We start from the raw sequence: 14,711 nt of genomic DNA on the forward strand, positions 1-14,711 counted from the left end.
GCAGATAATGATCTGCTGCATATGCGAGATTGGCCATCGCAGCACCATACATTTGTCTATGCGCTCAATCAGATCCCCGCAGTGTCGAGCGCCCGGCCCAGATCCTCGATCAGGTCGAGCGGGTCTTCAAGCCCGATATTGATGCGGATCATTCCCTCGTCGACGCCCATGTCGGCTCGCCCCTCCGGCCCCATCGAATGGTGCGTGGAGCTGGCCGGATGGCAAGCGAGCGACTTGGAATCGCCGATATTGTTGGAGATATCGACCAGCTCCATCGCATCGAGCACGGCGAAAGCTTGCTCGCGCCCGCCAGGCATCACGAAGCTGAAGATCGGCCCGAAGGCATCCATCTGGCGCGCCGCCAGTTCGTGCTGGGCAAAGCTGGGCAAGCCGGGATAAAGCACTTTCACCCCGCGCTGCTCGACGAACTTTGCCACTTCGAGCGCATTTTCGCTCTGCTTGAAGGCGCGCAGCGAGAGCGTCTCCAGACCTTTCAGCACCACCCAGGCGTTGAACGGCGCGCAGACCGGGCCGGTGTTGCGCTGGAACGGCGAAAGCACCTCGTGGATGAATTCGTTCGATCCGCAGACCGCGCCCACCAGCACGCGGCCCTGCCCGTCCATCAGCTTGGTGGCCGAATAGGCGACCAGGTCCGCCCCGAATTCGAGCGGACGCTGCAAGGCGCTGGTGGCAAAGGCATTGTCGACCAGCGTCGTGATCCCGTGCGCCTTCGCCAGCCCGCAAACGAATTCCAGGTCAACCACGTCCAGCGTGGGATTGGCCGGAGTTTCGAAAAAGAACACCTTGGTGTTGGGCTGGATGGCGGCCTCCCAGGCGGCATTGTCGCGCCCGTCGACCACCGTATGGGTGATGCCGAAGCGACCGAGCACATTGGGGAGAATCCACCGGCACGAGCCGAAAGCTGCCTTCGCCGCCACTACATGGTCGCCGGCCGAAAGCTGGCACAGCAGGGCGGTGGTCATCGCCGCCATGCCGGAAGCCTGCACCTTGCACGCCTCTGCCCCTTCCATCGCCGCAATCCGCTCTTCGAGCATCGCGATCGTGGGGTTCTGGAAGCGCGAATAGACCATACCTTCGGCTTCGCCCGCAAAACGGTCTGCCACTTCCTGCGCGCTGTCATAAGAATAGCCGCTGTTGAGATAGAGCGCCTCGCTCGTCTCGCCATGGTCGGAGCGCCAGGTGCCCGAACGCACGGCGCGGGTTGCGGGTCGCCAGGAACTGGTCTGGCTGCGATCTAGTCCGGTGGTCTTCTTCATGATGCGCCGCCGTTTACGGACATGCGACGGATTTGCCAATTGCCCTTGGCGCTGCGCCATCTTATTCGCCAAAACAATGAGACGGCTGCTTGCCCCACCCTACCGCTCCAGCGATCCGATCCTGTGGCACGGCCTGATCGCCCTCGTGTTTCTGGTGTTGGTGCTGATCCGCATCAAGATCCCCTCGACGCCCTACTTCGACGAGGTTCACTATCTCCCCGCGGCGCGGCGCTTCCTCGACCTGTCGCATGTGGCCAACCTGGAACACCCGCCGCTGGGCAAGGAGCTGATCGCGCTGTCGATCTGGCTGTTCGGCGATAGTCCGTTCGGCTGGCGGGCGCTGGCAGCTCTGTTCGGCACGCTGGCGCTATTCTCCTCGATGCGCGCGATGTGGCTGACCGGACGCGCGGGCACGGCCAGCGTGCTGACCGGGCTGTTCGTGGCCACCAACTTCGTGCTGTTCGTGCAGTCGCGCATTGCCATGCTCGACGTGTTCATGGCCTCTTTCTTGATGCTGGCGACGTGGATGGTCGTCGGTGCCTTCCGCCAGAACGAGACCGCACGCTGGCGGCTGGCGATCGGCGGCGCAGCCCTGGGCGCCGCGATGGCCTGCAAATGGAACGCCGTACCACTGGCCGTACTGCCGGGCCTGACCTTCCTGGCCCTTCGCGTGCAATCCGCCCGCTGGCAAGCGCTGACGGCCACGCGCTATGCGCCGATCCGCGGGATGGCCTTGTGGGAGGCGGCGCTGTGGCTCGGTGTGTGGCCGCTCGCGGTCTACTGGCTCGCCTTCCAGCCCTATGCAGCCTTCGCCGATCCCGGCCCGACGCGTGAGGGGATCGTGGCGCTTCACCGCCATATGCTCGATCTGCAACAGCAGGTGCTTAAGCCGCACCCCTATCAAAGCGTGTGGTGGCAGTGGATCTTGAACAGCCGGGTGATCTGGTATCTTTACGAGGTGATCGACGGAGCGCAGCGCGGGGTGATGCTGATCGGCAATCCCGTCACCATGATCGCCGGTCTTCCCGCGCTGGTGTGGTGTCTGTGGGTGGGCGTGAAAGAGGCGCGGCGCGACTGCCTTGGCGTGGCGCTGCTCTATCTTATCAGCATGGCGCTATGGGTCGTGGCGCCCAAGCCGGTGCAGTTCTACTTCCACTATTTCCTGCCTTCGATCTTCCTTTCCGCTGCCCTCGCCTTGGCCGTTCAGCGACTGTGGCAGCGCGGCGAGCGGCTGATCCCGGCGGCGATTACCTTGGGCGCGCTGGCGATCTTTGCCTTCTGGTATCCGGTGCTTAGCGGCGCGCCGCTTGAAGATAGCCAGTCTTTCCTGCTCTGGGCATGGTTCGAGGGCTGGCGTTGAGGCAAAAAAAGGCCGGCACCGCGTTAAGCGATGCCGGCCTTTTTTATTCGTCAGATTATCGAGTTTAAGCGAGCGAGCGCGAACCCGACTTCGGTCCGAACAGGAACCAGGCAAGGAAACCGATGATAGGCAGCACAATAATGCCGATCGTCCAGAGCACCTTGCTGAGGGTTGAGGTCGGGCTCGAGATAATGTTAACAATGGCCCAGATGTCGAGCAACAGCACGACTACGCCGAAGATAAATTCCATGGTCCGCTCCTGAGTTTGGAGCCGCAACTATTTGCGGCGATTATGACTCAGGAACGGGCGAAGCATCGCTCCGGTTCCTCAGTAATATTACTTTAGAGCCGCGCGAGTACCGCGTCGCCCACCTCACTGGTGCTGGCAGAGCCGCCCAGATCGGCCCCGGTGATCCCGTCCGCCAGCGCCTGCGACACGGCCTTTTCCACCCGCGCGGCCTGCTCTTCCAGCCCCAGCGAATGGCGCAGCAGCATGGCGAGCGACAGGATCATCGCCATCGGGTTGGCCTTGCCCTGCCCGGCAATATCGGGCGCGCTGCCGTGGATCGGCTCGTAAAGACCGAAGGTGCCGTTTGCGGTCTGCCGCTCGCCCAGCGCGGCGCTGGCGAGTAGGCCTATCGAGCCCACGCACATGCTGGCCTGATCGGACAGGATGTCGCCGAACAGGTTGCCGGTCACCACCACGTCGAACTGGCCGGGGTTGCGCACCAGCTGCATCGCCGCGTTGTCGACATACATGTGGCTGAGTTCGACATCGGGATATTCAGCGGCGACCTCGATCACCACGTCGCGCCACAGCTGGCTGGTTTCGAGCACATTGGCCTTGTCGACGCTGCACAGCTTGCCGTTCCGGCCTTGCGCGGCGCGGAAGGCGACATGGGCGATGCGGCGCACTTCGTCCTCGGCATAGGACATGAAGTCGTAGCCCTGACGCTGCCCGTCTTCGAGCACGCGCTGGGCCTTCTCACCGAAATAGACGTCGCCGTTGAGCTCGCGCACGATCAGCAGGTCGATGGCCGATGCCACCTCGGGCTTGAGCGCGCTCATGTGTTCAAGGCCCTTGAACATGGTGGCCGGGCGCAGGTTGGCGAACAGGCCGAGCGCCGAGCGCAGGCCGAGAATCGCCTGCTCGGGCCGAAGGTGCCGTTCGAGATTGTCGCAGGCCGGATCGCCCACCGCGCCGAACAACACCGCGTCGCTGGTGCGGGCAAGGTCAAGCGTTTCAGGGGGCAGCGGGTGGCCGTGGGCCTTGTAGGCCGCGCCGCCAACGTCGGCGATGGCGGTCTCGACGCCGAGGTCGAGCGCGGCCAGAACGCGCAGCGCCTGGGCCATGATTTCGGGGCCAATGCCGTCACCGGGCAAGCAAGCGATCATCATTGTATTCTTTCCAGCAAGTCTCTGAGGCGTGAGCGCGCGGCCATAACATCGCCGCGCGTGCCCGCAAGCAGGTAGTGGTCGATCGGTTCGCCCAGCGCGTCCATTGCCGCTAGCACCGCACCCATATCGCCCTCTGGCCGCTCGACCCGCCCGCCATAGCCCAGCTCGCGCAGCACCAAGGCTTCGTAGCCGACCAGCGCCGAGGCCCAGCCCCGTGCCGAGGGCGCATGGCAGATAGCATCGAGCAAGGCCTCCAGCGCGGCATGGAGCGCGGGGTACGGATGCCGCTCGGGCAAGGCGCTGGCGGTAAGCGCCGTGACCCAAGCGATGGCGGCGGCGGGCAACGGCTCGGCCAGCCACGGCCCCCGGCTGGAGAGCAGTTCGAGCCGCGCGAAGGGCAGCTGACTTTCAGAGCGCGCGGAGATTTCGGCCGCGACGAGGTTTCCCGGCAGCACCACGGGCCGCAACTGCCGCCCACGACCACCAGCGACATAGGCCGCGACGAGGCCGTGATCCTCGGTGAGCAACCGCGCGATTACGGCGGTCTCACCGTGGGCACGGGCGGAAACGAGAATAGCGGAGGCGCGCAGTTTCATTCGTGTGCCCTAGCCTTGCCGAGCTTATCCGCAAGGCTATCAGAGCCGCATCGGCGTTTCGCCCTTGCTACAGTTGCAAGCATCGCGCGATTTCACGATCATCGCGCTCTCGGCAGCGGAGCGCGCACGGCCCATCGTCCAGTTCGCTTGCATCCGCACCTTGGGATTGGACGCGCACCAGATTTCGCCGCTTGCATCGATGGCCGTAACCCAGATGAGATTATGTTCAGGCCCATAGTCGATGACTGCGTGGGCCAGGCCCTTGCCTTTCCCTTCGACGAAAACCGGCAGGGCAGGATCGAGCTGAGTGAACATAGGCGAAAAACCTTTCGCCTGAGTAACTTCTCAGCGAACCCTCCGTTCCCTTCTCACACCGCTATTGCTGGCCACCATTTTGGCGCCGAAGCAAGCAGCTCATGACCGGGATCAACCGCATATCAACTCGGTTTTAGGTCGAAAGGATAGCCGCCCAGCGAGATCAGGGAAGCTTCGCCTCCAGCGCCGCGATCCGCGCCGCCAGCGCCTCGTTCTCTTCACGCGCCTTGGCGGCCATGTCCTTCACCGCGTCGAACTCCTCGCGGCTGACGAAATCGAGCCCGCCGAGCGATTCCTTCATCTTCTCGCGCGCATTGTCACGCGCCTCGCGGCTCATCCCGGCGAGCGTGCCCGCAGCGGAATTGGCGAGTTTGACGAAATCGGCGATGATCGGGTTCTGGCTCTGCATAGTGTCTAAATGATCGCTGCGCGCGCTTTGCGCAAGATGCAGCCGCGCTACATTTCGATGCGCTGCACCGCACTGCCCTCGTCAAGCTCGCTCGCATTGGGGTTCAGTTGCAGGAATTGCAGGTTCAGCACCGTGGCAAACAGGATCCACGCCAGATAAGGCAAGAGCAGCAGTCCCGCCCAGCGCCGCACCTTGAGGAACAGGTAGATCGTCACCACCACGGCCACATCAAGCAGCACGATCACAACCAGCGCGCCGGAAATGTTGTGCCACAGGAAGAACATCGGTGACCACAGCAGGTTGAGGCAAAGCTGTACCACGAAGGCGATGATCGCGCCGTTGCGATAGCGCGAGCCGAAGGCCGAACAGACCCCCGCCGCCGCCAGCCCTATCATGGCATAAAGGATCGACCAGACGATGCCGAAAGCGGCCGGTGGAGGATAAATGCCGGGCTTGCTGAGCTGGCTGAACCAGGGGTTGCCATCCCCGCTCCCCGCCAATTGGCCCGACATGAATCCGAGCAGCAAAACTGCCGGAACGAGAAACAAGGACCAGCGGATGAGGCTGGCGCGCAACTGTGCCGGGCTGGCAAGACGATTCATCGTTCCCCCGTTTGCGATTCGGACAGGTGGTCCGCACGGGGTTGTGCCGCGTGTATCTGCCGCCCGCAACCCGCCGATTGCGCCAGTTTAGTCGGATTCGGAGCCTTTCGTGTCATCCCGGTACGCGTTGACGAGAAATTCTACATTGCCCTCGGTGCCGGTGATCGGGCTCGGGGCGAGCCCCTCGATGGTCCATCCGTTGCCTTCGAGCCAGTCGCACACCTCGCGACAAACCCGATCGTGCAGCGCCGGGTCGCGCACGATCCCGCCCTTGCCGACTTCACCGCGCGCGACCTCGAACTGCGGCTTGATGAGTGCGACCAGCCGGCACTGCGGCGCCGCCAGCGCCAACGGCACTTCCAGAACCTTGGCAAGGCCGATGAAGCTCGCATCGCAGACCACCCAGTTGCACGGCCGATCGATCTGCACAGCGGTCAGTTCGCGCGCATTGGTCTGTTCGAGCAGGGTAATGCGCGCGTCCTGCCGCAGCTTCCAGTCGAGCTGGTTGGTGCCGACATCCACCGCGAACACGTGTTCCGCGCCGTGATGCAGCAGCACCTGCGTGAACCCGCCCGTGGACGAGCCGATGTCCATCGCCACCGCGCCTGCCGGGTCGAGCCCTAAGTGTGTGATCGCGTGATCGAGCTTGATCCCACCGCGCCCGACCCAAGGATGATCCTTGCCCTTTACGCTGATCGCGGTGTCGACAGGCAGCTGCTGGCCCGGCTTGTCGATCCGGCTGTCACCGCCCTTGTCGTCCACGCGGTACACGAGGCCCGCCATGACCAGCGCGGCAGCGCGGGTGCGGCTTTCCGCCAGCCCCCGTTCCACCAGCAGTTGATCGATCCTGATGCGAGATGTCTTGCGCTCGGCCATGCGGGCAGCGATAGGAGGCAGCGCGCGCGCTTGCCAAGAGCCAAGCTGCCCGCGCACGATAATAATCCCGCGTCCGGAGAAGCGCTGCATGACCGAGAGACCGACCCGCTCCCTTTCTGGCAACACCGCCCGCCGCCTTGCGCTGGGCGGAGCCGGGCTGGCTGCGCTGGCAGCCCTCGGCCTGAGCCTTGGCGGCTGCGTTGCAAGTCCGCCAGCGCCGGTGGCAGCCCCGGCCCAAACGCCCGCTCCGGCACCCGCGCCTCAGCCGCAACCTACGGCTGCGCCGACGCAGGCGGTCACCCCGGCGTACGACAACTGGATGGACGCGCCGCAGACGCCGGGGGACTGGTCGTTTCGGCTGATTCCCACTGGTGCGCTGGCGCAGTTCGGCAGTGATCCCGCCAATCCTCTTTTCGGGCTGGAGTGCGTGAAGGCGACCCGGCAGGTGCTGCTGCACGTGCCCCGCGCGAGCGGCGGCGCAATGCTGCTCCGCACCGAGAGCATGGACCGCACGCTTGAACCGGCCAGCCTGCCGAGCGGCCCGAGCTATGTCCGCTATCTGGTCGCCGCGCGCGATCCCTTGCTCGATGCGATGGCCTTTTCGAAGGGTCGCTTCGCCGCGCAGGTGAGCGGCGGCCTCGCCTACTACCTGCCCGCTTGGCCCGAGGTTACTCGGGTGGTGGAAGAGTGCAGAAGGTAGGATGTTTTGTTTGCGCAGCCCCATCCGGGGCTGCGTCCTCGGCGCTGTTCCCTCCGCCCTTGCGGGCTGCGGGGCGCCTGCGGGCGGGCGGTCGCCCTTGCGGCCCTTCGGGCCGGCGCAGCGCTGCCTATTCGCGGGCGGATCCATTCGGACGCAAGCTGGCTTTGGCCCCGCTTAAAACAGGCCAACCACCGTCACAAAACCATCAAATATTCCGCGTCGGCGCAGGCGATCTATTCTGACTGTGAAAAAGTTAAATTCAAGGCTTGTCTTGCGATGCAGCACGATTCACAAAGGACACAAGGCCAGCGGTTATCGCGGTCTTCGCCCCCGGTGAAACGGTTTTGGGTGTTGGCTTAATAGCGCGAAAGGAGGTGATCCGATGTCTCATGGTTCAGCAGGGAGGTCGGCTAGTTTCCGCACAGGGCACTATCGGGTTTAAACACCCGCGTAGAGGCTTTGTGGGCGGCACTTCCGGCCGCTGACCATGCGAAGGGCTGTTTCCGTTTCGGCGGAAGCAGCCCTTCTCATTTGTGCTCAGAATTCGCTGTGCAGAAGCGCCCCTTCAAATCCTCGCTCCAACAGGCTAGACCATGCGCTGACACCGGCCAATTCGATGGAAAGTTTCTTCCTATCTTGCATTGACGTAATTTTCTGTCATTAGCGCCCATTCCACAGCAAGGACCACATAGCATGGCGACCCTCGCCGAAAGCCCGATTGCCTTCGAGACCCTGACCCACCCGGCCCCGACCCCCACCGAACAGCGCGAAGCGCGCATCGCCGAGCCGGGGTTTGGGACCGTATTCACCGATCACATGGTCTCGATCGACTGGGACGAGGTGCACGGCTGGCACAATGCCAAGGTCGGCCCGCTGGAGGCGATCCCGCTGCACCCGGCGTCAAGCGTGCTGCACTATGCTCAGGAAATCTTCGAAGGCCTCAAAGCCTATCGCCTCGATGATGGCACCATGGCGCTGTTTCGGCCGGAAGAGAACGCCCGCCGCTTCAACGCCTCGGCACACCGGCTAGCCATGCCCGAACTGCCCGAGGAGACCTTTGTCGAGGCCGTGCGCCTCGCGGTGGAGGCAGACAAGGACTGGTTTCCCCCGGTCGATGGCGGTTCGCTTTATATCCGGCCCTTCATGTTCGCGACCGAGCACTTCCTCGGCGTACGTCCGGCCAAGAACTACAAGTTCCTCGTGATCTGCTCGCCTGCGGGCAACTACTTCAAGTCGGGCGCTCCTGCGGTCAGCGTCTGGGTGTCGGACTATACCCGCGCGGCTCCGGGCGGAACGGGCGCGGCCAAGTGCGGCGGCAACTATGCGGCCAGCCTCGTGCCCACGAAGGAAGCCTTCGCGCTGCACCACGATCAGACCGTGTTTCTCGACGCCGCCGAGCACAAGTGGATCGAGGAACTGGGCGGCATGAACCTGTTCTTCGTGTTCGATGACGGCTCGATGATCACCCCGCCGCTCTCGGGCACAATCCTTCCTGGCATCACCCGCGACAGCCTCATCACGCTCGCCCGCGAAGAGGGCCTTGCCGTGCGTGAGGAGCGTTATTCGATCGATCAGTGGCAGGCCGATGCGGCCTCGGGCCATCTGCTCGAGACTTTCGCCTGCGGCACTGCCGCTGTCGTCACCCCCGTCGGCACCGTGGCCGGGCGCGAGCACAACTTCACCATCGGCACCGGCGGCCCCGGTCAGCTTACCGGCAGGCTCAAGCAGCGGCTGGTCGATATCCAGCGCGGCAAGGCCGCCGATCCGCACGGCTGGGTCATGAAGCTGGATTAAGCGCGATGAAGATGCTGCAAGCTTTCCGTGCCGTCGCCTTCATCGAAGGGATCACCACGATCCTGCTGTTCCTCGTCGCCATGCCGCTGAAGTATGGGCTTGGCTACGATGCGCTGATCCGGCCTTTCGGCATGGCGCATGGGGTGGCCTGGCTCGCCTATCTTGCGGCCATGGCGGTGTGTCTGCCGGGCAAGGGGTTCACCATTGCCGAATGGCTGCGCACTTTCGTCTTCGCGCTGTTCCCGACCGGCACCTTCCTCAACGACCCGCTGATCGCACGCCGTCAAGAACAGCTCTCGCGCGTCTGACCCACCTTGCTCCCCTCCCCTTGGGGAAAGGGCTTTGCGAGTCGCTGCTACGTCGTCCCGCTCAAATCGAGCGTGGGTAGATCGGGCGGATATCGACCGGGATTTCGTCCATCCCGGCGATCACGCGCTCGGCGTGTTCGTCGAGGTGGGCATATTTGGCGAAGAAGGCCTTGGTGCCCTCGTAATCACCCTGGGCCTGCAGCATCAGCTCTTCGGCCAGCAGGTCGCGCAGGCCGGTTTCGAGCTTGGCCATGTCGATGGTGTAGTGGCCGGCGTCCTCGTCCCAGGCGAAGGCGCCCTTTTCGAGCAGGTAGCCATATTGCACCGCCGAGCCCTTGCCGTGGGCTTCCTCGATGCCGAACCGCACCGAGCGGAATATCCCGGCGAAGTAGGTCGCCAGCAGCTCTTCCTTTTCCGCCTCGGGCAGCTCGCCGCGCTGCATCATGTAAAGCAGGTTGTACATGCCCATGACGTCAGCCTTGCTTTCCTCCAGCGCCGAATACTGCTCTTTCAGCTCGGCATTGACGGTGGTCTCGCGGCCATCGACCGTGATGGTGCCCGGCCCGAGCGAGTGGCTCAGTTCGTGGAACAGCGTGAATAGCGTCATGTACTTGCGGCTGACCAGCGCGGCCTGATCACCTGACAGCACCACGTCAGCGATGGGATCGAGGATGCGGTCGAACTTGGCACCCAGCACATTGGCGAGGATCACCTTCTTCGCGCCCTTGGCCTCGCGCACCCGCTCGTCGTTGGGCAGGTTGAAGGCGATGGTCTGCACGCCGGGCACATTATCGCCCCCACCCTGCACCTGATCGGCCACCGAGATCGGGCTTTCGAACCCGCGGGTGAAGTTCTTGTACTCATCGGCAACGGGCAAGTTGCCCTCCATATCGCGCAGGTAACCGACATAGCGGCGCAGCGCGGCGCTCTCTTCAGGGTTCCGCAGCGTCACGAAGCTCTCGAACGCGGTCTTGGTGCCGTAGAGCCGGTCGGTGTAGACCTCGTAAGGCCCGATGGCGACTTCGATAGGGGTTCCCTCAAGGTCCATCCAGGCCATTTCGCTTTCGAAATAGTCATCCGATTCAAAGCTATCGGCGCGAAGGCTGAGGAACTTCTTCAAGCTGGGATTGGTGGTGATCTCGGCTGCTTCGCGCAAAAGCTGAGCGGCGGGCTTCAGCCATTCGGCATATTCGACAGAATAGGGCACGGCGATAAAGCCATCACCCTCGCGCTTCACCACTGTGTAAGGGCTGAGCAGTTCGTCCTTCTGGTCGGGGTGCGCTTCCAGATAGGCGTCGAACTCCTCGCGGGTGAGATCTGCGGGATAGAAGCCCGCGCCTTCGGGCCACTCGGCATCGCCATAGAAGGGTTTGTTGTCCGCCACCGAATCCCACGGGCCGAAGTTGCGGTCGAACATCTCAAGCGTGTCTGCGTCGCCTGAAGCTTCGATATCGGCGCGTAGAGCAGGCAGGTCGGCCCCACGCTGGCGCAGGTAGATTTCGCTCATCAACGCGCTCGCTTCGATGAGCTTGTTGACGACTTGCCGCTCCTCCTCGGTCAGGTAGGAGGTATCGACGTCCATCTCGACCGTGGCGATCGAATCGCGGCTCGCCAGCATCGAGTACCCACCGGTGTCGACCGGCTCGCCGCCCGAAGAACAGGCAGCAAGAGCAAGGGTCAGCGGCAGGAAGGACTTGGCAAGACGGCGCATAAGGCAGGCATCCATGTGGCAACAATTGAAACTTGTTGCCTGCCTAGGACGCTTGGCAGCGCGTGTCCATCGCGCTCGCGGCGCGCGGCAAGGCTCAGGCCTCGCGGTCGTTCCAGCGCCAGGCAGCCCGCTCGCCGCGCACCGCATCGACCATCTGATCGGCCAGGCGCAGCGTCTCGCCAAGGTCGACATCGACCTCCGGCTGGGACGGAGCAAGCATGGCCGACAGCGCACCAGCCGAAACGAGGAACACGTCGCGCCGGGTCACACCATCGGCCGCGACATCGGCATAGGCGCGCTGCACGTCGCCATTGGCCTTGTGTACGGCGATGCTGGCCTCACCCGCCGTGACATCGGCGAAGGCATAGCGGCCTTCGGCATCGGTCTGCGTGGTGCGATCGCTATCACCCAGCGACACCGCCACGCCCGCCACCGGCAGCCCGCGCGCGTCGATCACGCTGCCTGACAGCTCGCCCGCAAAGGCGGCACCGGGCGCGGCGACGAGAACGGCAGCAACGAGGCAGAGACCAAAGCGCATAAAACAGATCCATTTGGCGCGGGACGATTCGCCCGCATCACATGGTCGTTGCTCAAGCCGACTATGATGACAGCTTTATTGCACTTGGTGACTTTTTCGCGTCGCCCGCGGGGCCGTGCGGTGACCTAGGCGAGCGCGCGCAGGATCAGGTCGCTGGCGCGTTCACCGATCATGATCGAGGTGGCATTGGTGTTGCCCTGCGGGATTGTCGGCATGATCGACGCATCAGCCACGAACAGCCCTTCCACCCCGATCACGGCGCAATCCGGCCCGACCACCGCTTGCGGATCGTCCACCGCGCCCATCTTCGCGGTGCCAACCGGGTGATACATCGGGATCGTCGCCAGCCCGAGATAGCGCGACAGGCCTGCCGCATCGGCAAAGTCCGGCCCCGGCCTCACCTCGCTGGTGACGAGCCCGGCCATGGCGGCCTGATCCATCACCTTGCGCGCGACTTCCAGCCCCTCGACCAGCTGCGCACGGTCGTCATCATTGCCGAGCAGCTGGTGCGTAATCACCGGCGGCGCCTCGGCGTCGTTGGCGGCAAGCGTGATCGCGCCACGCGAGGCCGGGCGCATCAGGCCCACCAGCGTGGTGACCGCGCTGCCCTCGCGCAGGGCTAGGTTGCCATCGGGCGTTATGTCGAAAGCAAAGGCCGAGAAGGCGAGCTGGATATTCGGCGCGGGCAGCTCCTCGCGCGTCTTCACAAAGGCTTGCGCGTGGCCGATCCCGGTGGTGAGCGCACCGCTGCGCTTGGCAAGAAATCCGAGCACCGACTTCGCGCCGCCAACTCCGCGCGCATCGTTGTTAAGCGTATGGGCCGCAACCTCGTTCACAAGGTGGACTGCCGGGTGTTCCTGCAGGTTCTGCCCCACCCCTGCTCGGTCGGCGATCACATCAATGCCGTGCTCTTTCAGATGCGCACCCGGCCCCACACCCGACAGCATCAGCAGGCGCGGCGTGTTGAGCGCGCCTGCCGAAAGCACAACGCCCTCGCGCGCCTCCAGCACCTGCTCTGCGCCCATGCAGCGGATCGTCACGCCGGTGGCGCGTTTGCCCGTGAAGTTCACCCGCAGCACCTGCGCCTCGGTGCGGATATCGAGCGTCTTGGGCCGGTTCTTCAGATAGCCCGTGGTCGGCGAGCGTAGGCCGCCCCGCTGCGAGAGCTGGATATAGTCGACGCCCTCGCTCTGCTCGCCGTTGAGGTCGCTCGAACGCGGATAGCCCGCCTCTTCCACCGCCGCGATCCAGCTATCGGTAACCGTGTAGCGCGAGCGCACTTCGGAGACCGCAATCGGCCCCCCAGTGCCGCGCCATGGGTCCTTTCCGCGCTCGTTATCTTCAAGCCGCTTGAAGAACGGCAGAACACTCTCATAGTCCCAGCCCTTGGCGCCCAGTTCGGCCCAATGGTCGTAATCCCAGGCGGCGCCGCGGATGAACATCATCCCGTTGATCGCGCTGCCGCCGCCGAGCCGCTTGCCCGCCGGCCAGACATCGGGGCGGCCACCTACGCTCGGGTCGGGCTCAGCCTTGTACATCCAGTCGAAGTTCGGCGTGTGGACGATCCCGCTCATCAGCGCGGGCACCTTCGAGCGCAGATCGAACTTGCCGCTGCCCGCCTCGATCAGGGTGACGCGCTTGCCCGCCTCGGCCAGCCGCACAGCCAGCGGCAGGCCCGCCGAGCCGCCGCCAACAACGATAATATCTGTCTCTCTGGTCATCGTAACTCCCGTTACGATTGCAATGCCGCATGTGGCCCCGCGCGGCAAGGGTCAGCCGGGCGTCAGGCCGCCCGCGCGAGCAATTCCTCCGCCGCCGGGCCGTTCTCAAGCAGAGCTATTAACGCTCGCTCCTCGCGGGTAAGCCAGCGCGTGGTCCGCGGCATCTCCAGCGTTTCGCGCCATTCTTCCTGCCGTTCGACCAGGTTAATCACGGCCGGATGGATATAACTCTTGCGGGTGACGGCAGGGGTATTGCCGAGATGCTCGGCCACCTCCCCAATCACAGCCTTGATCGGCAGCACTTCCTTGGCATGGGCGAGCAGCGCCAGGCCTTTCACACTCGCATGGAAGGTACGGAAGTGCTTGGCGGTGAACCCCTCGCCCATCGTCTCACGCAGATAGTCGTTCACGCAGGCCGAGGTCACCTCATGGCAGGTGCCATCGGGATCGCGCCACTGGAACAGCCGCTGGCCGGGCAGATCATGCAAGCGCCGCACGAAGGCGGCCAGCGCGCGGTCGCTCAGCGCCACCTCACGGTCCTTGCCCGACTTGCCGCGAAAAGCGAGCTTGATCGTTTGTCCGCGCACCTCGGCATGGCGACGCTCAAGCGTCGTCGCGCCATAACTCTTGTTCGTGCGGGCGTAGGCCGCATTGCCGATGCGCAGCGCGCCGAGGTCAAGCAGCCGCACAACGCTGGCAATCGCACGCTCGCGGGTAAAGCCACGCTGCGTCAAATCCTCTTCGACCCGCTTGCGCAGCTTGGGCAGCGCGAGGCCGAACGCGTGGCAGGCATCGAACTTCTCCGCCTCGCGCCACGTGCGAAACTCGGGATGATAGCGATATTGCTTGCGTCCACGCGCATCCATCCCGGTGGCAAGAATATGGCCGTTGGGCATAGGGCAGAACCATGCCGCACTGTAGGCCGGCGGCAAAGCAATGGTGTTGAGCCGCACGCGCTCAGCCCTGTCAGCGATCAGCGCGCCGAGCGGATCGTAATACGCCCAGCCCCTGCCAGCACGGCGGCGTGTGATGCCGGGCATCGTATCTTCAACGTGTATGAGGCGCGGGGGCTTGGTGGCCATGATAAAGGCTCAAACCCTTGTGCT

General features: G+C 64.2%; 16 protein-coding genes. 4 read left to right on the plus strand and 12 right to left on the minus strand.

Translation table 11 applies throughout. From position 1 onward, the window contains the following. Nucleotides 1-68 precede the first annotated feature (68 nt). Nucleotides 69-1,277 (minus strand): trans-sulfuration enzyme family protein, encoded by a 1,209-nt coding sequence (locus E0473_RS04315; RefSeq protein ID WP_137679588.1) that lies wholly within the window; start codon nucleotides 1,275-1,277, stop codon nucleotides 69-71. 76 nt (nucleotides 1,278-1,353) lie between these two features. Between E0473_RS04315 and E0473_RS04320 the strand changes: the two genes are divergently transcribed. After that, the gene (locus E0473_RS04320; protein WP_137679589.1) at nucleotides 1,354-2,637 is read left to right on the plus strand and encodes a phospholipid carrier-dependent glycosyltransferase; all 1,284 of its coding nucleotides are present in this window, start codon (nucleotides 1,354-1,356) and stop codon (nucleotides 2,635-2,637) included. 64 nt (nucleotides 2,638-2,701) lie between these two features. On the opposite strand, the gene E0473_RS04325 is transcribed toward E0473_RS04320, so the two are convergent. From E0473_RS04325 to E0473_RS04355, 7 genes are all read right to left on the minus strand, one after another. After that, entirely contained in the window at nucleotides 2,702-2,887 is a 186-nt protein-coding gene (locus E0473_RS04325) for a PLD nuclease N-terminal domain-containing protein (protein WP_137679590.1), read from the minus strand. 92 nt (nucleotides 2,888-2,979) lie between these two features. After that, nucleotides 2,980-4,035, minus strand: a complete 1,056-nt coding sequence (leuB, locus tag E0473_RS04330) for a 3-isopropylmalate dehydrogenase (protein WP_137679591.1) — start codon at nucleotides 4,033-4,035, stop codon at nucleotides 2,980-2,982. Continuing rightward, nucleotides 4,032-4,631 carry a DNA repair protein RecO gene (recO, locus tag E0473_RS04335; protein WP_137679592.1) on the minus strand — a complete coding sequence of 200 codons (600 nt, stop codon included), beginning with the start codon at nucleotides 4,629-4,631 and terminating at the stop codon, nucleotides 4,032-4,034. The genes leuB and recO overlap by 4 nt, the downstream gene beginning before the upstream one ends. Nucleotides 4,632-4,670: 39 nt before the next feature. Beyond that, nucleotides 4,671-4,946 (minus strand): hypothetical protein, encoded by a 276-nt coding sequence (locus E0473_RS04340; protein ID WP_241657324.1) that lies wholly within the window; start codon nucleotides 4,944-4,946, stop codon nucleotides 4,671-4,673. Nucleotides 4,947-5,109: 163 nt separating this feature from the next. After that, nucleotides 5,110-5,355 carry an accessory factor UbiK family protein gene (locus E0473_RS04345; protein ID WP_137679593.1) on the minus strand — a complete coding sequence of 82 codons (246 nt, stop codon included), beginning with the start codon at nucleotides 5,353-5,355 and terminating at the stop codon, nucleotides 5,110-5,112. Nucleotides 5,356-5,402: 47 nt separating this feature from the next. Then, on the minus strand, nucleotides 5,403-5,957 hold the full coding sequence (locus E0473_RS04350) for a TspO/MBR family protein (RefSeq protein ID WP_137679594.1): 555 nt from the start codon (nucleotides 5,955-5,957) through the stop codon (nucleotides 5,403-5,405). An 87-nt stretch (nucleotides 5,958-6,044) separates the two neighbouring features. Beyond that, nucleotides 6,045-6,833 carry a TlyA family RNA methyltransferase gene (locus E0473_RS04355; RefSeq protein WP_170308113.1) on the minus strand — a complete coding sequence of 263 codons (789 nt, stop codon included), beginning with the start codon at nucleotides 6,831-6,833 and terminating at the stop codon, nucleotides 6,045-6,047. Nucleotides 6,834-6,921: 88 nt separating this feature from the next. Here E0473_RS04355 and E0473_RS04360 point away from each other — a divergent pair, with 88 nt between their 5' ends. The 3 genes from E0473_RS04360 to E0473_RS04370 all read left to right on the plus strand — a co-directional run bounded on the left by E0473_RS04360 (nucleotide 6,922) and on the right by E0473_RS04370 (nucleotide 9,635). Beyond that, on the plus strand, nucleotides 6,922-7,533 hold the full coding sequence (locus E0473_RS04360) for a hypothetical protein (protein WP_137679596.1): 612 nt from the start codon (nucleotides 6,922-6,924) through the stop codon (nucleotides 7,531-7,533). Between the two features lie 693 nt (nucleotides 7,534-8,226). After that, a complete protein-coding gene (locus E0473_RS04365) occupies nucleotides 8,227-9,327 on the plus strand; it encodes a branched-chain amino acid aminotransferase (RefSeq protein WP_137679597.1) in 1,101 nt (366 codons plus the stop codon). 5 nt (nucleotides 9,328-9,332) lie between these two features. Beyond that, nucleotides 9,333-9,635, plus strand: a complete 303-nt coding sequence (locus E0473_RS04370) for a DUF3817 domain-containing protein (protein WP_137679598.1) — start codon at nucleotides 9,333-9,335, stop codon at nucleotides 9,633-9,635. A gap of 61 nt (nucleotides 9,636-9,696) precedes the next feature. Here E0473_RS04370 and E0473_RS04375 read toward each other — a convergent pair whose 3' ends face one another. From E0473_RS04375 to E0473_RS04390, 4 genes are all read right to left on the minus strand, one after another. Further along, the gene (locus E0473_RS04375; protein WP_241657325.1) at nucleotides 9,697-11,346 is read right to left on the minus strand and encodes a dipeptidyl-peptidase 3 family protein; all 1,650 of its coding nucleotides are present in this window, start codon (nucleotides 11,344-11,346) and stop codon (nucleotides 9,697-9,699) included. Between the two features lie 94 nt (nucleotides 11,347-11,440). Beyond that, nucleotides 11,441-11,884: a carboxypeptidase-like regulatory domain-containing protein gene (locus E0473_RS04380; protein ID WP_137679600.1), complete on the minus strand. Its 444-nt coding sequence runs from the start codon at nucleotides 11,882-11,884 to the stop codon at nucleotides 11,441-11,443. 125 nt (nucleotides 11,885-12,009) lie between these two features. Further along, on the minus strand, nucleotides 12,010-13,605 hold the full coding sequence (locus E0473_RS04385; protein WP_137679601.1) for a GMC family oxidoreductase: 1,596 nt from the start codon (nucleotides 13,603-13,605) through the stop codon (nucleotides 12,010-12,012). Nucleotides 13,606-13,667: 62 nt separating this feature from the next. Next, on the minus strand, nucleotides 13,668-14,687 hold the full coding sequence (locus E0473_RS04390) for a DNA topoisomerase IB (protein ID WP_137679602.1): 1,020 nt from the start codon (nucleotides 14,685-14,687) through the stop codon (nucleotides 13,668-13,670). Nucleotides 14,688-14,711: the final 24 nt, after the last annotated feature.

Origin of the sequence: Aurantiacibacter suaedae (assembly GCF_005434915.1) — a bacterium.
Taxonomy (GTDB): Bacteria; Pseudomonadota; Alphaproteobacteria; order Sphingomonadales; family Sphingomonadaceae; genus Alteraurantiacibacter; species Alteraurantiacibacter suaedae.